Source organism: Arthrobacter sp. TJ-217, from assembly GCF_058269255.1.
In genome coordinates, this window is record NZ_JBZCNJ010000002.1 from 328,775 (window position 1) to 346,120 (window position 17,346).

Consider the following 17,346-nt stretch of genomic DNA (forward strand, 5'->3'; position numbering starts at 1 on the left):
TCCGGCTCCTACAGGTTGTTGAGTGCGCCGGTGCGGCGGACCACGAAGAGGTAGATCATGATGATCGCGATCGGGATGAGCGCCACGGCGGCGGCCAGCGGAAGGTTGTTGGCGGCACCCACGTTGGCGTAGACGACGGTGCCGAGCATCTGGGTGGTGCCCCCGACGATCTGCGCCGTGATGTAGTCGCCCAGCGACAGCGAAAACGTGAAGACGGTGCCGGCGATGATCGAGGGGACGAGGATGGGGAACACCACGAGCCGCAGCGTCGCAAGCGGCTTCGCGCCGAGGTCGCCCGACGCCTCGATCAGCGAGTCGGGAACCCGATCGAAACCGGCGTGGATGGGAAGGATCATGTACGGAAGCCAGATGTACGCGAGGGTCAGGACGATCGCGGTTTCGCTGTAGCCGGGGCTGTTCAGGCCGACCGGCGCGCCGAGCCATTCGAGGAGCCCGCCCTCGGCGAGCACGTTCCGCCAGGCGTAGGCCTTCACCAGGTAGCTTGCCCAGAGCGGCATGAGCACCGCGACGATGAGCAGTTTCTCCCAGCGCTTTGAAGCGACCTTCGCGATGAAGAACGCGATGGGCAGGGCGATCACCATATCGATCAGGGTGACGACGACGGCGATGCGCAGCGTCCGCAGCGCGATCGCCTGGTACACGGGGTCGGTGGTGACGGTGAGGATGTTCTCGAAGGTCCAGGTGGTGGACACCTTCCCGGTGAAGGTGTCCACCGTCCAGAGCGCGGTGATCAGCAGGGCGGCAAGTGCGGCGATGTACACGAGGACGAGCCACGCCGCCGGAGCGGTGAGCAGGCCCGCCAGGCGCAGCGCGGGCCTGCGGTGAAGCACGGCCGACACCCGCCGGCTCCCCGGCCGGGGAGGTGGAGGTGTGGGCCTGGCCTGTGTCTCAAGTGTCATGTTCGTTGCCTTTTCCGTCCGCCCTGCTGATTGTGCCTAGCCCGCCGTGCGGGTCAGCCCTTGATCTCGGTCCATGCCTTGGTCCACTCGGAGTAGTCGGTGCATTCGACGTCGGTGCGCCCGTCGATGCATTCGGCAACCGGGGTGGTCCAGTACCAGATCTGGCTTGCGTACTCTTCGTCGCCGGAGTGGAAGGTCTCGCAGTGGCCCTTGTCCTTCGTCAGCTCGCACGCGGCGGGGTTGGCGGGGGATTCACCGAAGTACTCGGCGACCTGGGCGTTCGCTTCGGGGCTGGCGATGTAGTCGAGCCACTTGTAGGCGCAGTTCTTGTTCGGTGACTCGGCGCCGATCATCCAGGTGTCCGACCAGCCGGTGGCGCCCTCCTCAGGGAGCACGGTTTCGACCTTGGCGCCGTCCGCCGCGGCGATGTTCGCGCCAACCTGCCACGTGGTGCCGACGACCGTACCGCCGCTGGCGAAGGACTGCACTTCCTTCACGACGTCCGACCAGTACTCTCCGACATGCTCGCGCTGCTTCTTGAGCAGGTCGACGGCGGCGGCCAGCTGGTCCTTGTCGAGGGCGTACGGGTTCGTGATGCCGAGGTCCGGGTTGTGCTTCATCAAGTACAGCGCGGCGTCGGCGATGTAGATGGGGGAGTCGTACGCGGTGACCTTCCCGGAGTACTTCTCGGCGTCGTCGAAGACGGCGCTCCACGAGGTGGGCGCCGGGTCCACGAGGTCGCTGCGGTACATCAGCACGTTGGCACCCCATCCGTGCGGCATCCCGTAGTTCTTGTCGTCGACGGTGTTCCACGGCTGGTCCTTGAGGAACGGATAGACGTCGCCGTAGTTCTCAAGCAGGTCGGTGTTGACCGGTTCAACGTCGCCGCCCGCGATGAGGCGCAGCGAGGCGTCGCCGGAGGCGGAGACGACGTCGTACTGGCCGGTGCGCATGAGGGTGACGGCTTCGTCCGAGGTGCCGAAGGGCTTGAAGTCGACCATGCAGCCGGTCTCTTCCTCGAACGCTGAAACCCAGTCGACCGTGGGGTCGTTTGTGCCGTCCTCGACGTAGCCGGGCCAGGCCAGGATCGAGAGGCTGCCTTCGCCCTCCCCGATCTCCTCCTTCATGGTCATCTCGGGTGCCGCAACGTCGGCGCCCTCCGTGTTTGAACTTGTGCCGCAGGAGGTCACGGCGAGCACGGCGGCCGCGGCGAGGGAAAGCGGCCAATACCGTTTGTTGACCTGTGTCATGGTTCTGCCTTTCAGTCGGACGGGAATGCGGGAAGCGTGTGGGGTGAGAAGTCGACGCCGAGAAAGCTGGAGCGCCGGAGCCGGGATGCCTGCGGCCCGGGTCAGCCGGGGGTCGGGGGGAGCCAGACGACGTCGGCGGTGCGCCACTGAACGGCGACGTCGCGGCCCGGGGCCACGTCCTCCTGGTCGAGTGCGGAGGGATGGACCAGGGCGATGACGGTTGTTCCATCGGTGAGCGCGACCCGCACCTGCGTGGCGTGGCCGAGATACACGAGCGCGGCGACGGTTCCGCCGATGACTGTCGATCCCTCGGTTCCCGCCTCGGAGGGATGGGTGAGGCGAAGCCGCTCGGGCCGGACGGAGAACGCCTCGTCGCGCCCGTAGAGCTTGTGGGCGACAGCGGCGGGGAAGATGTTCGAGGTGCCAACGAAGTTGGCGACGAACTCGCCGTTGGGTTTGTCGTAGATGTCCTTCGCCGTGCCGACCTGCACCAGGCGCCCGTTGTTGAACACGCCGATCCGGTCGCTCATGGTGAGGGCTTCCTCCTGGTCGTGCGTGACGAAGATGAAGATGATGCCGAGCGAGCGTTGGAGCTCCTTGAGCTCAACCTGCATCTGCTGGCGCAGTTTGAGGTCGAGGGCGCCCAGCGGCTCGTCAAGCAGGAGGACCCGGGGTTCGACGACGAGTGACCGGGCGAGCGCGACCCGCTGGCGCTGGCCGCCCGAGAGCTGCGAGGGTTTCCTGTCGAGGAAGCTTCCCAGCTGGACCCGCTCCAGTGCCGCCCCGGCCCGTTCGCGGCGTTCCCGCTTTGGCACGCCGCGCACCCGCAGCCCGTAGGCGACGTTGTCGATCAGGCTCATGTGGGGGAAGAGGGCGTAGTCCTGGAACACGGTGTTCACGTCGCGTTCGAACGGGGCCCGGGCCGTGACATCGGTGCCGACGAGCTCAACCGTTCCGCTGGTTGGTGATTCGAAACCGGCGATGAGCCGAAGCACCGTCGTCTTCCCTGATCCCGACGGGCCGAGCATTGAGAAGAACTCGCCCTGGCGGATCGCGAGGTCGACGCCGTTCACGGCTGTTGTGTCCCCGAAAACCTTGGTGAGCCCGCGCAACTCGATCGCCGGGACGTCGGGGGAGGCGGTCTTCTTGCCGGTGGGGCCGAGGGCGGTCTGTGTCATCGGAGAGTGCCTTTCCGCTGCTTCCGCAGCCGCCGAGGCAACTGTGATGCGCCTCACTAACGATCTGCGCCAAAGCCTATGACCTTATATGTTTTATGTATAGACGTTCGGGCAAATATCTCGTTACAGTGAGGTCGTGACCCAGCAAGCGACCTCAGCCTCACGGGGGCTCGCTGCCGTTTTCTCCCCGCTGCGCTCGGCCGGTCTCGCCGAGCAGGTGGTCGAGCGCATCGAGCAGGCCGTTGAAACCGGACTGCTCGCCAGCGGGCAGCGCCTCCCCAGCGAGGTGGAACTGGCTGCTGCCCTCGGGGTCTCGCCGGTCACCGCTCGTGAAGCGCTTTCGAGCCTCCGCGCCCGCGGCCTGATCACCACGGCCCGCGGCCGGAACGGCGGCAGTTTCGTTGCCGAAGACTTCCTCCCCTCGACAACGAGCGCATTGGGGCAGCTGCGGGCGTTGACTCGGCTGCAGATCAACGACCTGGGGCTGCACTATTCGGTGATTACCGTTGCCTGTGCCGGGATCGCGGCCCGCAGGGCCGACGCCGCGGAACTCGCCATCCTGCGCACCTACCTCCGGCCGGTGCAGGACTCCCTGTTGTCCTGGCGGCTCGTCGACTCGGAGTTCCTGCTCGAGCTCTCGGCCATCGCCCGGTCGGCACGCCTTGGCCGCGAGCTCGTCCGGCTGCAGGCTGACCTCGGGACCTTGACCTTGCTGCCATACACCGACAAGGCTTTCCAGGACGCATCGGTTGAGATGCGTGCTGCCGTTGCCGACGCCATCGAAGCCCGAGACGGCGCCCTTGCGGAAACGAAGACCAAGGAACTGGTCAACGCCCTGATCCGCTGGCTGCTCAATGAGCACTCCCGATAACCGAAATCCGTCCCCAAGGAGCCAGGCATGGCTGCAGAACCGATCCACGTTCCGTCCCCGGTGCGTCAGGTGCAATCGCTCATCTCCGGTGTTGAGAAGACCCTCGAGAAGTGGGCGCTCGACCTCGGCTCTGACCTGTCCGCGATTCGCGGGATCGTGCCGGGAGCCTCGATCGACAGCCTCGTGCAGCCGGCGGTGAGGAACCTGCTGGCCAAGGACACACCCGAGCTTGCAGGGGCCGGGTTCATCGCGAATTCCGGGCTCGTCGGCCCCGATCGCAGCTTCATCGCGTGGTGGCAGGGGCCCCAGCTTGAGCGGGTTGACGCCCTCGCCAACTTCAGTCCCAGCTCAATGGAGCGCTACCTCAAGGCGGAGTGGTTCCGGATCCCCGTGGAGACCGGGCAGCCGCACGCGACGGGACCCTACATCGACTTCCTGTGCACTGACGACTACGTTGTGACCTTCACCCATCCCGTACGCCGGGAGGGCAGCGATGAGATTGCGGGCATCGTTGGAACCGACGTCGCCGTGCGCACCCTCGAACAGAACCTCATCCGCGGCCTTCGCCAGCTCGGGCCCGACGTGTCGCTCGTCAGCGCCGAGGGAAGGGTTGTGGTGTCGTCCTCGTTGTCCCTTGAACCGGGTGATCTGGTCTCCCAGGACGACGCCGGAGTCTCCTATCCGGTGGGCCGGCGGTTCGCCATCCGGGGCCCCGGGCCCGATGCGTCGCTGGGCTGACAGGCCTGCGGGCCGTGGTGCTGACCCCGTTGTGTTTCCGGCGACGACGTGAGAGACATCCGGCTACCAGTTCCGAATACAAGCGCCGTCCACCGGCGGGGTAGTCACAACCCGGTTTGGGCGGTACCTTCAGCCCAAGACGCGCTCACCGACTGATCGTCTGGGTTCTCCGAGTGGCGCACCGACCGAAACAGTTCCGGGATCAACATGACTGCACGGAGTGGAAGTCGTAAGCCGCGTTCCAAGTGGAACGTGCGCCGGACGCTGTGGTCGATCTGGCCTTCCATGCCGACGTCGTGGGGTGAGGTGCCAAAGCGCCTCAGCCCGGCTGCCGTGCAGATTCTCCGGCTCACAGTCGCAGCAGTGGTCGCCTACGTCGTCGCCGACACCCTCTTTCCCGGCATCCTCGACCTGACAGCACCGCTCACGGCACTGCTGGTGGTTCAGGCCTCGACCGTCGGCACGCTGCTGATGGGAGTGGTCCGGGTTGGGGCGGTGCTCACAGGTGTCCTTATCGCCATCGGCGTCACAGCGATGATCGGGCTCTCCTGGTGGAGCCTGGGCCTCGTCATCGCCGCTTCCCTGACCGCCGCCATGGTGCTGCGGCTGGGAGACCAGACGCTCGAGGCGCCCATCAGTGGAATGCTAATCCTCGCCGTCTCCGCGCCCGACATTGCGGCGGGGGTGCGGGTGGCGAACACCCTGATCGGCACGGTGGTGGGAATTACGTTCAGCCTCGTGGTGCCGGTCGCGATCCCGAATTCCCGTGCCAGCGAGGCGGTGCGGCATGTCACCCGGTCGCAGGCGGGCTTGATGGAGGAAGTCGCACGGTCACTTGGTGATCGACCGCCACATCCCGACGAGGTTAAGGCATGGTTTGAGTGGACCGATGACATCGCCGACGAGATCCGCTCCGCGTCGGCAGCAGTGGAGGCGGTGAGGGAGAGCCGCCGGTTCAACCCGCGCGCGCTGACAATGGCGGTTGTGTACCCGGGGTTGCGCGCCGCCCTGGACCGGCTGGAGCGCTCCCTCGCCGCCGAACGGGCTTTGCTCGTCGTCATCGGAAAGGAGGCGCCGGCAGAGCGCGGCGAACTGCCGGACCCGACCGCGAGGGAACTACGCCGGGCCTTCGCGGTCGTGCTGGATGATCTCGCGAACGGACTGCGCGCATTCGGTGACCTCGTCGGGGCCGAGTATGGCCGCGGCATGGGGGACCGCGCCGACGAGGCGCTGGAACGCGTGCTCGAAATCGTCCGCGAGACCCGCGCCGTGCTCACCGAGCTCATGCTCCTGGATGTCGATCCACGCGAGCAGAAAGAGCTGTGGATGCTCCAGGGATCCGTTCTGGCCGCCATCGACCATGCCATCTCGCAACTCGATCTGGAGCGCACCGAGCGCAGCACCAAGGCGTGGCTCAGCCGAATCGAAATCCCGAGCTCCGGCTTCGCCTGGTTGCCCGGGGTCAGACGGCAATCACCGCGGAGACGGAGTTCGCGCCGGACATCCCAGAGGGAGGGCTGAAAATCGCGTCGCTCCCGCCGGTCGCTGTCAGCCGTTCGGACGCGGCGATGCCAACCCGGGCGCATTGACGACTACGTTGCGCCCTTCACCCATCCCAATCGGGGAGCCGGCGGTTCACCATTTGAGACGCAGGCGAGAACCGAGGCTAGTCAGGCCTGCACCGGTTCCTCTGATGGCAACAGGCGGAGTTTGGAAGGGTTGCACAGGTCATGCACCGTCCGTAAATGGGCGGGTATACGTTCCTATGGCTTGGGCTCGTCCGGTGGCCCTCCCGGAAGGGATTCTCCGAAAGGACCACCAACCTAGGTGCTACTGAATTCGGATGTCAGTGACCTGCATGATGAAGTTAGGGTCCAGCATGTAGAACGTGTCGGTCATATTCGACCCTTTCAAACAGGCCGTGTCCGAGGGGACAGTCTGCCCGGAGAATACGACCAGTGTGCCTTCATCCATGGCAAGCAGCGCGTCGAAAGCAGGCGTTCCAGGAGGAATGAGAGTGTTGTCCAAAGCATCCGAGAATGCGTTGTTCCACGTCTGCAGCTTTATGCCATCCGCGATTTCAATCGAAACGTGTGCGAGTCCATCATTGTTGGCCCCGATCTCAGTTACTTTTCCGACCCAGTTCTCAATGTAACCATTACCAGTCACAGCACAGAGGTTTGCGTCTCGATCGGTCTGGGCCGCTGAGCGCTGGAGTTCGGTCGTGGCGGTATCCACGCTCGTCTTGCCCGCATCTACTGTATCGATGAAGGATTTTTGCACAGCAGGGTATGCGCCATAGGCGGGAGCTGCCGGAGGCGCCGGCGAGGGTTTCGGCGGGACCGGAGTTGGTTTAGGCGAAGGGCTGGGTGCCGGCGCAGCAGATGTGGGAGGAGGAGAAGGAGCTTCGCTGGTCACTTCTGCTTCCGGGGTTGGGACGGCGGTACTCACCGCTTCCGTTTCCACTTTTTCATCGTCACCAGCGGTGCAGTTAGACAGAAGGCTGATGAGGATAATGGCGGCCACCGCGGTCAATATCTTGTGGCGAGGGAACCAGCTTCGCTTCTTCCCTGTTGCTGCCGGACCTTCTGATCCGTCACCGAAGTTCCACCCCTCCGGCGCGGGCCCCCAGGCCGGGTCGGGCTGCCAGCCTGGCGGAGGGCTCCAACCCTCCGGCGGTGTTGGCCAGTTAGGCGGTGAGTTGTATTTATTTGTCATTTGTCCCCACGTGCTGTGCATGATTTCCCGCGGAAGACCCGCGGCCCTGAAAAGCATAATGCGGCACGACGACTACTTCGTGCTCAGGGGTACGCGGAAAATATCAAGATTCGGTCAAGAAAATATTCGTGACATGAACTTGGCACTAATGCGCTGAAGCCCCGGTAAGACACAGCACGAATCTCATTTACTGAGCAACAAATTAGCAACAATCAGCCTGGCCGGCTCACCGTCCGAAGAGAGGGCTCGCCGTTCTGCTCCTGGCTGGTCATCTATTTTCAAGACCTACCCAATATCGGCTAATTCAGAACCACCTAGCTCTTTCCGTTCCGCAGCGAATACCAGGAACCGCCCGCCACAAGCGCAAGACCGGCCGCCGTGACGCCGAAAACCCCCGCCACTCCCGCTGCGGCCGCGACGAGGCCGACGCCGGCCGGGATGGCCGACTGACCCAGACGGTTCGCACTCAGCCGCAGCGCCAGCCACGTGCCCCGGGTCCCGGCAGGGGCTTCGAGGGAGATGACGGTCATGGTCAGCGGCTGCCCGATGCCCAGCGCCACTCCCGCGACGACGAGGACCGCGCCGAGCACCCAGAGGTTCAGCGGCGCGGCAAGTGCCCCGACCGCCAAGGCGGATACACCGGTTGAGAGAATGATGAGTTCCGCCCGGCCGAAGCGGGCGACGAGCGGCCCGAGGTAGAGCCGCGAAGCCATAGTGGCCCCGGCGCGGATGCTGAGGAGGATCCCCACGGCGGCTGCGGGGATGCCGCGCTCAACTCCGAGCGCCGGAAGGTACACGGCGATCAGGTCGATCGCGCCCAGGACCATCGCGCTGACCACCATTGCCCCGAACAGCTGGTGCCGGGATTCCGGAGTGGTCCGAGTGAAGGCGCTCTTCCAGCTGCCCCGGCCGGCAGGCACGGCGGGCGCGGCCGCCCGGCGAGTCCGCAGCACCAGGGGGAAGGTGAGCGCGAGCACGATGACGGCCGAGACGGTGTAGGCAATGAAGAGTGCCCGGGTGTCAGGAACCACCCGGTCCCCGCCGAATACGGTGATCAGGAGCGGACCCACCGCCTGCCCGGCGGAGCCCGCGAAGGTGTAGAGCCCGAACGCCGAATCGAGGCGCCCCGATTCTCCCTCGGCGATCCTGCTCTGCTGTCCGATTACCCCCATGAGATGCCCGAGTCCCAGCACCACGTTCCACATCAGCAGCAGCGCGAGGGATGAGGACCAGAAGACCAGCCCCACCCCGGCGGCGACCATGAGCACGGCCCCGCCGAGCAGCACGCTGCGCTGGCGGCCGGCGTCGGCGGCCCGCCCCACGAGGACCGCGATGAACAGCGGCACGACGGCGAAACTTGCGGCGATCAGCCCCAGCAGCGCCGGCTCAACGCCGAGTTCGAGACCGCGGTAGGCCGCCGCGGGCCGCACAATGTAGGCGGCCAGCTGCAGGAAGAGGGCGTGAAGGAGCAGCACCCACGGCCACCGGCGCATCAGCGGTGCTCCTCCGGCTGCACGCGTGGAGGGAGCTCCCGGACGTTCAGCGCCCGGTCCACAGGTAGAACTTCTCCGGCCTTCCGGCGGTGCCGTAGCGGGGCACAATGCGGACCTGCCCCTTGGTCACGAGGAACTCGAGGTAGCGGCGGGCGCTGACCCGGGCCATCCCGAGGCGTTCGGCCACCTCGGAGGCGGAAGCGCCGTCGGGCCTGGTCCGCAGCTCTCCGACCACGGCGTCGAGCGTGGGGGAGGAGAGGCCCTTCGGTGTTGGCCCGTGCGGGGCCGGTGCGGTGGCGGCGGCAGTTCCGGCCCCCGTCGGCCGCAGCAGCTGGTCGATGCGGTGCTGGTCCAGCGCCGCAGCTCCCACCGAGGCGTGCCCGGTGACGGTCCGGTGGTAGTCGACATAGGCGTCGAGCCGCTGGTTGAGGACCTGGGAATTGAACGGCTTGACCAGATAGTGAAGCACCCCGCCGGCCACCGCCGCGCGCACCGTCTCCAGTTCGCGGGCGGCGGTGATGGCAATGATGTCCACCGGCTCGCCGGGGATGTTCCGGGCAGCACGCAGGACGTCGATTCCCGACATGTCGGGCAGGTGGATGTCGAGCAGCACAAGCTGGGGCTTCAGCAGGCCCAGCAGTTCAAGGGCGTGGGCGCCTGTGTGGGCGACGCCGACGACGTCGAAGCTGCCGTGCGCCAGCAGGAATCCGGTGTGGACTCCTGCCACCTCGTGGTCGTCGTCAACGACGACGGTGCGGATGGAGCTCATGAGGCCTGCAGGGGCCGGCCGGCGGGCCGGCCGGCCCGGGAGAGGAAAACGGTGAACTCGGCCCCGCCCAGCAGCGACTCCTCGACCACGACCTGTCCGCGGCGGCGCTCGGCGATGCGTGTCACCAGGGCCAAGCCGAAACCGCGGGTGCCCGTGTTGCCGCCGTCCTTTGTTGAAAAGCCCGAGGAGAAGATCCGGTCCATCACCTCGTCGGAGACGCCGGGTCCGTCGTCGGCCACGGTGATGCGCGTTGTCTCGGCATTCGATTCGAGGTCGACGCTGATCGTGCCGTCCGCACCGACGGCCTCCATCGCGTTGTCGATCAGGTTCCCGAGGATGGTGACGGCGTCGGTCGTACCGTCGGGTTCGAGGGTCGAGGTTTCAGTGACGGTCAGGTTGATGCCTTTCTCGGCGCAGAGGGTGCTCTTGGCCATCAGCAGGCTCGCGGCGTCGGGATCAATGATGCCCGGGGCGACGCCGCCGGAGATCAGGGCACCGCCGTGCCCTGAGCGGGAGATGAAGTCGACAGCCTGTTCCGTCCGGCCCAGCTCGAGCAGCCCCGACACCGTGTGCATGCGGTTGGCGAACTCGTGGGCCTGGGCCCGCAGCGCCGAGGTGACGTCGCGGGCGCCGTCGAGGTCGGTGAGCAGTTGGTGGAGTTCAGTGCGGTCGCGCAGGATCATCACATAGCCAACCCGCTTTGAATCGATGACGGCGTCGGTAGTCCTCGCCAGCAGGACCCGCTCGCCCACGAGGACGGTTTCGTCGGTGTCTCCCGGGGAGGTGAGCATCTGCGCCAGCGCAGGCTCAAGCACCTCGGAGACGTGCCTGCCGGTTGCCGTGTCATCGAGTTCGAGGAGGCGTTTCGCCTCGTCGTTGACCAGCGCGATCCGTCCGTGCTCATCGACGGCGACCATTCCCTCGCTGATGCCGTGCAGCATTGCGTCGCGGGTTTCGAGGAGGGAGGCGATCTCCTCGGGCTCGAGTCGGTAGATGCGCCGCCAGATCAGCCGTGAGATGTATATGGAACCGGCCGATCCCACGAGCGCCGCGACGACGAGCCAGACCAGCAACCGCGGGAGGTCCTCGAAGAGGTCCTCCGTCAGCTCGGACTCGAGGGTGCCCACCGAGGCGGTGCCGATGATGGCCCCAGCGGGGGAGTAGATGGGCACCTTCACCCGCCATGACTCGCCAAGGGTTCCGGTCTGTGTTCCGACGTAGATCTGACCGGACAGCGGCACCGACGGGTCGGTTGAGACAGGCTGTCCGATCATTTCCGGGTTGGGGTGCGAGTAGCGGATGCCGCGTTCGTCTGTGACCACAACATAGGTGACGCCGGTGGATTGGGCGATGAGGTCTGCGATCGGCTGGATCGTGGCACTGGGGTCGGGATCGTCGAAGGCCTCAACGATCGACGGCAGCTTGGCCACCGACTGCGCGACGCCCACCATGCGGTCTTCGTACTGGTCGCGGATCTGCTGCATCTGCATGGAGATGGCGGTTGACCCGGCAACCAGCACAATCGTCAGCACGATCATCAGTTGAAGAAAGAACAGTTGTGATCGAAGCGCCATTGACCTGATCATTCGCCCATTGTGGCACGGTTTGCACCCCTCCACCGGGACAGATTCAGTGACCATAAAGACCAATACGAGCGTTACGACCGTATTCTTCCCCCGCGCGAACGGTGTTCCTACGCTGAAGCAAGCGTGGTGATCCGCATCACATTTCAAGGAAGAGAAACCAACATGAAGATCGACCGCACAAAGGCGCGCCGCTCGACTCTGACTACCCTCGCCCTCGTCTCCGCCCTCGCACTCTCCGCGTGCAGTTCATTGACGGAAAGCACGACTGCGGGGGCGCAGGACGGCGCCATTGAGAAGCTCAACATCGTGGTTCCCGCTGACCCGGGCGGAGGCTGGGACCAGACCGGCCGCGCCATCCAGAAGGACCTTCAGGACAATGAGCTCGTGGGCAACGCCTCCGTTGTGAATGTCGGCGGTGCCGGCGGAACCAACGGACTGGCCCAGCTCGCCACCGAAACCGACCCCAACACCCTCATGGTCATGGGCTACGTGATGGTCGGGGCCGTCGAAACGAACAACGCCGAGACCCGGATCGAAGACACGACGCCGATCGCCCGCCTGACCGACGAGCCGCTCGTCGTCGTGGTTCCCGCCGACTCGCCGTATCAGACGATGCAGGACCTCCTCGACGACATCGAGGCCAAGGGCAAGGGCGTTTCGATCACCGGAGGCTCGGCCGGCGGAGCCGACCACATCCTCGCGGGAATGGCCCTCAAGGAGGCGGGGATTGCCTCTGACAAGCTGAACTACATCCCGTACTCAGGCGGCGGCGAATCCCTCGCGGCGCTCCTTGGGAAAAAGGTGAACGCGGGCATCTCCGGCGTCGGCGAGTACGCCGAGCAGGTCGAGGCGGGCAAGCTGCGCGCCCTCGCCGTCTCAGGGGACGAGGCCGCGCCGCAGCTACCGGACGTCAAGACCCTCTCCGACCAGGGCGTCGACGTGGTCCTCACCAACTGGCGCGGCGTCGTGGCCCCCGGCTCCATCGACGAAGCTCAGGCAGAGAAGCTGACCCAGCTCATGACCGACCTGCATGAGACCGAGGCGTGGAAGACAACCCTCAAGGAGAACAACTGGTCGGACGCGTTCCTCACCGGGGACGAGTTCCAGACCTTCCTCACCGAAGACATCGCCACGGTGAAGACAACCCTCACCGACATCGGGCTGCTGTAATCCGATGAGCACCTCAATCCAGAGCCCTGTGGGGAGCGGCGTCGCCGCCGCTCCCGGCAGGCCGGTCGGAGAACTGATCTTCGCGCTGCTCATCATCAGCATCGGTGTTGTGGGTTTCGTTGCCGGCGCCGGCATCCAGACCCCGCCCTCGGCCAGCGACATCGGCCCGAAGGCCTTCCCCTACCTCGTCTCCGGAATGCTCGTGCTGGTCGGCGTGGGCCTGGTCATCCAGCTGCTGCGCGGCGGAACCGGCGTACCGGAGGAAGGCGAGGACGTCGATCCGAACATCGCCACCGACTGGCTGACCGTCGGGAAGCTCGCGGGCTTCGTGCTGCTTCACGCATTCCTGATCGTCCCCCTGGGCTGGCCCGCGGCCGCCGCGCTCCTGTTCTTCGGATGCGCATGGTCCCTCGGCGCCCGCCCCTGGTGGCGCAACCTGGTGACCGCCATCGTGCTGGCACTCATTCTGCAGTTCGTCTTCGCCGGCCTGCTAGGGGTCTCCCTGCCCGCCGGCTTCCTCGAAGGGTTTGGTGTCTTCGGTGGATAATTTCATGAACCTGCTCGAAGGCTTCGCCGTCGCGGCGCAGCCGATGTACCTGCTGTTCGCACTCGGCGGGGTGCTCGTCGGTACCGCAGTCGGCGTGCTTCCCGGCATCGGCCCCGCGATGACCGTGGCGCTGCTGATGCCGATCACCTACAGCCTTGAGCCGACGGCGGCGATCATCGTCTTCGCCGGCATCTATTACGGCGGGATGTACGGAGGATCGACAACCTCGATCCTCCTCAACACCCCCGGCGAGTCGTCGTCGATCGTGACGGCGCTCGAGGGCAACAAGATGGCCAAGGCCGGCAGGGGAGCGGCGGCGCTTGCCACCGCCGCCGTCGGCTCGTTCATCGCCGGTACCATCGCCACGGTGCTCCTGAGCTTCGTCGCCCCGTATGTTGCCGCCTTCGCGGTGCAGATCGGGCCCGTCGAATACGTGGCGCTGATGGTTGTTGCGTTCCTGACCGTCGGGGCGCTCCTCGGCGCCTCGGTGCTGCGCGGCCTTGCCTCGCTCGCCCTTGGCCTGTTCATCGCCACGGTGGGCTTCGATTCCCTGACGGCGCAACAGCGGTACACGTTCGGCAGCCCGTTCCTCGCCGACGGCATCGACGTCGTCCTCGTCGCCGTCGCGCTCTTCGCCGTCGGTGAAGCGCTCTACGTCGCCTCCCGGCTGCGCCACGGTCCAATCAAGGTCATTCCGGTGACCGGCGGCTGGACCAAGTGGATGCGCAAGGAGGACTGGAAGCGGTCGTGGCGGCCCTGGCTCCGCGGCACCTTCATCGGCTTCCCGATCGGCACCATCCCGGCCGGAGGCGCCGACGTCGCCACCTTCCTTTCCTACGCCTCGGAGCGCAAGCTCGCCAAGGGCGCCCGGAAGAAGCAGTTCGGCAAGGGAGCAATTGAGGGCGTTGCCGGGCCGGAATCGGCGAACAACGCCGCGGCCGCCGGGGTACTTGTGCCGCTGCTGACACTCGGCATCCCCACCACCGCGACCGCCGCAATGTTGCTCGTCGCGTTCCAGCGGTACCAGATCCCGGTCGGGCCCCAGCTGTTCGAGAACGACAGTGCCCTCGTCTGGGCGCTGATCGCCAGCCTCTACGTGGGCAACCTGATGCTGCTTGTGCTGAACCTGCCCCTGGTAGGCATCTGGGTCAAGATCCTCCAGATCCCGCGGCCCTACCTTTACGCGGGCATCCTGGTGTTCGCCGCCCTTGGTGCGTTCTCGGTGAACTTCACGCCGATCGACGTGATCATCCTGCTGCTCCTCGGAATCCTCGGGTTCTTCATGCGGCGCTACGGCTACCCTGTTGCCCCAATGGTGGTGGGGCTGATCCTCGGTCCGATCTTCGAGAACCAGTTGCGGCGCTCCCTGGCCATTTCCCAGGGCGACCCGGTGGCGCTGATCTCCTCGCCGATCGCCGCAACGATCTACGTGGTCCTGATCCTCATCTTCGTGCTGTCCTTCTGGATGAGGAAGCGCCAGAGCGCGCTGGAATCGGAGATCGTCGAGGAGACCTCGGAGGCCGAAGGCACTGACGCCGCCGTCACCGGCGGCCCCGCGGCGGGGACAGGCACCGAAAACAGCACCGAAAGCGGCACCAACACTGACGCCTCGGCATCCGGCCCTCCGGCCGCAAGCACCCCAACCTCCAGCGAAAGTAAGGAACACACCCCATGAGCACCATCGTTGTCGGCTACGTGCCCAACGCCCTGGGCGACGCCGCGGTCGACGAAGCAATCCGTGAGGCACGGCGGCGGGAGGCAAAACTCGTTGTCGTGAACACCACCCGGGCCGACCGCCTGGTTGACCCCGGTTATGCCGACGACGCCGACGTGTCGAAGCTCGAGGAGAAACTCGCGGCCTCGGCCGTCGACTACGAGGTCCGTCACGGGACCTCGCAGGCGACAGCCGCCGAGGAGGTGCTCGAGGCGGCGGAAAGCCTCGACGCGGAGCTCCTGGTGATCGGGGTGCGGCACCGCACGCCGGTCGGCAAGTTGATCATGGGCTCCACTGCCCAGACGATCCTGCTCACGGCCCGCTGCAATGTGCTTGCCGTGAAACTGCCCTAGCACCATTGAGCAACTGCCGCCCGGTGACCTAGCCCCCGCCCGGTGCCGGTTCTGCATCATGCTGTGCAGAACCGGCATCGGCGCAAATACAGTTTTCGCCCGACGCGGGAAGGGCGCCCGGCTCCCTAGCGTCGTGGGCATGAACCTTCCCGTGATCGCCGGATCCATCTCCACAGTGTCTCAAGGAACCCGAAGACCGCGGCGGGGAACGATCCCCGCACCACCGGATCCAGGTCCTGAAAGCACGCTTGCGAAGAAACCGTGCCGCAAGCAGGATCCGCCCGGAACGTGGTGCATCGGGTGCCTGCGGGACTACCGTTAAAAACCTGATGGACACCGAGGAAACGGCCCGACTCCTGAGCACCGGCCGGGCGGCCCACGCCCGGGGCGAATGGCGCGCCGCGTTCGAGGCCCTGAGTGCCGTCGATGCCTCAACCCCGCTCGACGTGGACGACCTCGAATTGCTGGGCAGCTCGGCGTGGTGGACAGGCAACGTCAGGGAGAACTTCGAAGTCTCCGAAAGGGTTTTCCAGCGCCACTGCGAGGCCGGCTCCCTGCCGCGGGCCGCAATGAAGGCACTTGAACTCGGACTGCTCTGGGTCACCCGGGGAGACCTGGCCGTCGGCTCCGGATGGATCAGCAGGGCGCGGCGGCTCCTCCGCGATGTTCCCGAGGATGCAGCGCACGGATACCTCCTTTACCTCGATGCCGTCCTCGAGCTGGAATTCTCGGGGGCGCCCCCGCCGTCGTCGTACTCAACCCGGCTCCAGGAGATGAGCGAGCGCTTCGGTGAACCCGCCCTGATGTCGCTCGGACTCGTCCTCTCCGGGCTCGCCGACGTGCGGCGTGGAGAAACAGCACGCGGTTTCGCCCAGCTGGATGAGGCGATGCTGCCGGTGCTCGCCAACCGGATCGCCCTTGAATGGGTGGGCGACATCTACTGCACTGTGATCCACGTGTGCCACGAACTCGCCGACTACCGCCGCATGCGGTCCTGGACCGCCGCGACCGAGCGGTGGTGCGCCCGCTTCGGCAGCGAGGTCATGTACACAGGGGTCTGCCGGGTGCACCGGCTCGAACTGCTGAGTATTGAGGGAGGGTGGGCGGAGGTCGAGCCGCAGATCGAGCGAGCAAGCGCCGACCTCATTGACAAGAACGTGTGGGCCGCCGGTGAAGGCTACTATCAGCTCGGAGAACTCCGGCGCATGCGCGGAAACGCGGAGGGCGCGCGTGCCGCCTACGCGCGGGCCAAGAACTGCGGTATCGAACCCCAGCCCGGACTTGCGCTGCTCGAATCGGCCGGCGGTGACGCCGAAGCGGCCTACGCCGGGCTTCTCGCCGCGCTGCAGGGGAGGGACCGCATAGCGCGGGCGCGACTGCTTGGCCCCGCAGTCGAGGCTGCACTCCGGCTCGGACTGGAGCAGGAGGCCGAGGACCTGTGCCGCGAGCTCGAGCGGACGGCAGAACATTACGGAAGTGCAGGCTTCCAGGCGTGGGCGCAGAAGGCGAGGGGGATTCTGCTGCTCACCCACTCCTATCCCGCCGAGGCGCTCGAATCGCTGGAGGGGGCGGGCCGGTTCTTTATGGACGTGCGGTCGCGCTACCAGACGGCCGTGATCCATGTGTGGGAGGCCCTCGCCTATGAAGCACTGGGCCAGCCGCAGGCTGCTGCGTGGAACACGGCGGCGGCGCGCACGATCTTCCAGGAACTCGGTGCCTCACCCGAGCTGCTGCCGCTGGCCGTCCAAAGGGCGCCGGGGGGACTGACCGTGCGGGAGCTGCAGGTGCTCGCCGCCATCACCTCCGGTGCATCGAACAGGGAGGCCGCGCGCCAGCTGTTTATCAGCGAGAAAACCGTAGGGCGCCACCTCGCCAACATCTTTGCCAAGATCGGCGTCTCCTCGCGCACCGCCGCGGCGGCCTGGGCGCGGGAGAACGGCGTCGACCCCGTTCCCGGAGCCCGCCGCTGATCGATTCCGCCGTGACTCGGCGTCGTGCATCATTTGCACCATAGCGGACTGTCGCAAATGCAGGGTTTG

The 17,346-nt window shown here is 66.1% G+C and carries 15 protein-coding genes; 8 read left to right on the forward strand and 7 right to left on the reverse strand.

The annotated features are described in order from the left end of the window. Positions 1–8 precede the first annotated feature (8 nt). From AC4D2R_RS04620 to AC4D2R_RS04630, 3 genes are all read right to left on the reverse strand, one after another. Positions 9–920 carry an ABC transporter permease gene (locus AC4D2R_RS04620; protein ID WP_490902024.1) on the reverse strand — a complete coding sequence of 304 codons (912 nt, stop codon included), beginning with the start codon at positions 918–920 and terminating at the stop codon, positions 9–11. Between the two features lie 53 nt (positions 921–973). Next, the gene (locus AC4D2R_RS04625) at positions 974–2,170 is read right to left on the reverse strand and encodes an ABC transporter substrate-binding protein (protein WP_490937969.1); all 1,197 of its coding nucleotides are present in this window, start codon (positions 2,168–2,170) and stop codon (positions 974–976) included. 101 nt (positions 2,171–2,271) lie between these two features. Then, a complete protein-coding gene (locus tag AC4D2R_RS04630; RefSeq protein ID WP_490937971.1) occupies positions 2,272–3,348 on the reverse strand; it encodes an ABC transporter ATP-binding protein in 1,077 nt (358 codons plus the stop codon). Between the two features lie 136 nt (positions 3,349–3,484). Here AC4D2R_RS04630 and AC4D2R_RS04635 point away from each other — a divergent pair, with 136 nt between their 5' ends. The 3 genes from AC4D2R_RS04635 to AC4D2R_RS04645 all read left to right on the forward strand — a co-directional run bounded on the left by AC4D2R_RS04635 (position 3,485) and on the right by AC4D2R_RS04645 (position 6,478). Continuing rightward, positions 3,485–4,219 carry a FadR/GntR family transcriptional regulator gene (locus tag AC4D2R_RS04635; protein WP_490937974.1) on the forward strand — a complete coding sequence of 245 codons (735 nt, stop codon included), beginning with the start codon at positions 3,485–3,487 and terminating at the stop codon, positions 4,217–4,219. Between the two features lie 27 nt (positions 4,220–4,246). Beyond that, entirely contained in the window at positions 4,247–4,957 is a 711-nt protein-coding gene (locus AC4D2R_RS04640; protein WP_490937976.1) for a cache domain-containing protein, read from the forward strand. Positions 4,958–5,164: 207 nt separating this feature from the next. After that, complete coding sequence (locus tag AC4D2R_RS04645) at positions 5,165–6,478, forward strand: FUSC family protein (protein ID WP_490937978.1); 1,314 nt, start codon at positions 5,165–5,167, stop codon at positions 6,476–6,478. Positions 6,479–6,787: 309 nt separating this feature from the next. Here AC4D2R_RS04645 and AC4D2R_RS04650 read toward each other — a convergent pair whose 3' ends face one another. The 4 genes from AC4D2R_RS04650 to AC4D2R_RS04665 form a co-directional block, all read right to left on the reverse strand. Next, positions 6,788–7,483, reverse strand: coding sequence for a hypothetical protein (locus tag AC4D2R_RS04650; protein ID WP_490937980.1), 696 nt, complete (start codon positions 7,481–7,483; stop codon positions 6,788–6,790). A 506-nt stretch (positions 7,484–7,989) separates the two neighbouring features. Then, entirely contained in the window at positions 7,990–9,168 is a 1,179-nt protein-coding gene (locus AC4D2R_RS04655) for an MFS transporter (protein WP_490937982.1), read from the reverse strand. Between the two features lie 46 nt (positions 9,169–9,214). Next, positions 9,215–9,937 carry a response regulator gene (locus tag AC4D2R_RS04660; protein ID WP_490937984.1) on the reverse strand — a complete coding sequence of 241 codons (723 nt, stop codon included), beginning with the start codon at positions 9,935–9,937 and terminating at the stop codon, positions 9,215–9,217. Continuing rightward, positions 9,934–11,523 carry an ATP-binding protein gene (locus tag AC4D2R_RS04665; protein ID WP_490937986.1) on the reverse strand — a complete coding sequence of 530 codons (1,590 nt, stop codon included), beginning with the start codon at positions 11,521–11,523 and terminating at the stop codon, positions 9,934–9,936. Before AC4D2R_RS04665 ends, AC4D2R_RS04660 begins: the two co-directional genes overlap by 4 nt. Positions 11,524–11,685: 162 nt before the next feature. On the opposite strand from AC4D2R_RS04665, the gene AC4D2R_RS04670 reads away from it, so the two are divergent. The 5 genes from AC4D2R_RS04670 to AC4D2R_RS04690 all read left to right on the forward strand — a co-directional run bounded on the left by AC4D2R_RS04670 (position 11,686) and on the right by AC4D2R_RS04690 (position 17,277). Next, the gene (locus tag AC4D2R_RS04670; protein WP_490902042.1) at positions 11,686–12,693 is read left to right on the forward strand and encodes a Bug family tripartite tricarboxylate transporter substrate binding protein; all 1,008 of its coding nucleotides are present in this window, start codon (positions 11,686–11,688) and stop codon (positions 12,691–12,693) included. A 4-nt stretch (positions 12,694–12,697) separates the two neighbouring features. Further along, the gene (locus tag AC4D2R_RS04675; protein ID WP_490937988.1) at positions 12,698–13,240 is read left to right on the forward strand and encodes a tripartite tricarboxylate transporter TctB family protein; all 543 of its coding nucleotides are present in this window, start codon (positions 12,698–12,700) and stop codon (positions 13,238–13,240) included. Further along, positions 13,233–14,915 carry a tripartite tricarboxylate transporter permease gene (locus AC4D2R_RS04680; RefSeq protein WP_490937990.1) on the forward strand — a complete coding sequence of 561 codons (1,683 nt, stop codon included), beginning with the start codon at positions 13,233–13,235 and terminating at the stop codon, positions 14,913–14,915. Before AC4D2R_RS04675 ends, AC4D2R_RS04680 begins: the two co-directional genes overlap by 8 nt. Then, positions 14,912–15,307, forward strand: coding sequence for a universal stress protein (locus AC4D2R_RS04685; protein ID WP_490902048.1), 396 nt, complete (start codon positions 14,912–14,914; stop codon positions 15,305–15,307). Before AC4D2R_RS04680 ends, AC4D2R_RS04685 begins: the two co-directional genes overlap by 4 nt. A 329-nt stretch (positions 15,308–15,636) precedes the next feature. Next, positions 15,637–17,277, forward strand: a complete 1,641-nt coding sequence (locus AC4D2R_RS04690) for a LuxR C-terminal-related transcriptional regulator (RefSeq protein ID WP_490937992.1) — start codon at positions 15,637–15,639, stop codon at positions 17,275–17,277. The last annotated feature ends 69 nt before the right edge of the window (positions 17,278–17,346 follow it).

Bases quoted from the DNA above. Each gene is read 5' to 3' on its own strand.
- AC4D2R_RS04660 (WP_490937984.1), bottom strand. From the start codon at position 9,937: ATGAGCTCCATCCGCACCGTCGTCGTTGACGACGACCACGAGGTGGCA.
- AC4D2R_RS04675 (WP_490937988.1), top strand. From the start codon at position 12,698: ATGAGCACCTCAATCCAGAGCCCTGTGGGGAGCGGCGTCGCCGCCGCT.
- AC4D2R_RS04690 (WP_490937992.1), top strand. From the start codon at position 15,637: ATGGACACCGAGGAAACGGCCCGACTCCTGAGCACCGGCCGGGCGGCC.
- AC4D2R_RS04630 (WP_490937971.1), bottom strand. From the start codon at position 3,348: ATGACACAGACCGCCCTCGGCCCCACCGGCAAGAAGACCGCCTCCCCC.
- AC4D2R_RS04640 (WP_490937976.1), top strand. From the start codon at position 4,247: ATGGCTGCAGAACCGATCCACGTTCCGTCCCCGGTGCGTCAGGTGCAA.
- AC4D2R_RS04685 (WP_490902048.1), top strand. From the start codon at position 14,912: ATGAGCACCATCGTTGTCGGCTACGTGCCCAACGCCCTGGGCGACGCC.
- AC4D2R_RS04665 (WP_490937986.1), bottom strand. From the start codon at position 11,523: ATGATCAGGTCAATGGCGCTTCGATCACAACTGTTCTTTCTTCAACTG.
- AC4D2R_RS04655 (WP_490937982.1), bottom strand. From the start codon at position 9,168: ATGCGCCGGTGGCCGTGGGTGCTGCTCCTTCACGCCCTCTTCCTGCAG.
- AC4D2R_RS04645 (WP_490937978.1), top strand. From the start codon at position 5,165: ATGACTGCACGGAGTGGAAGTCGTAAGCCGCGTTCCAAGTGGAACGTG.
- AC4D2R_RS04670 (WP_490902042.1), top strand. From the start codon at position 11,686: ATGAAGATCGACCGCACAAAGGCGCGCCGCTCGACTCTGACTACCCTC.
- AC4D2R_RS04625 (WP_490937969.1), bottom strand. From the start codon at position 2,170: ATGACACAGGTCAACAAACGGTATTGGCCGCTTTCCCTCGCCGCGGCC.
- AC4D2R_RS04620 (WP_490902024.1), bottom strand. From the start codon at position 920: ATGACACTTGAGACACAGGCCAGGCCCACACCTCCACCTCCCCGGCCG.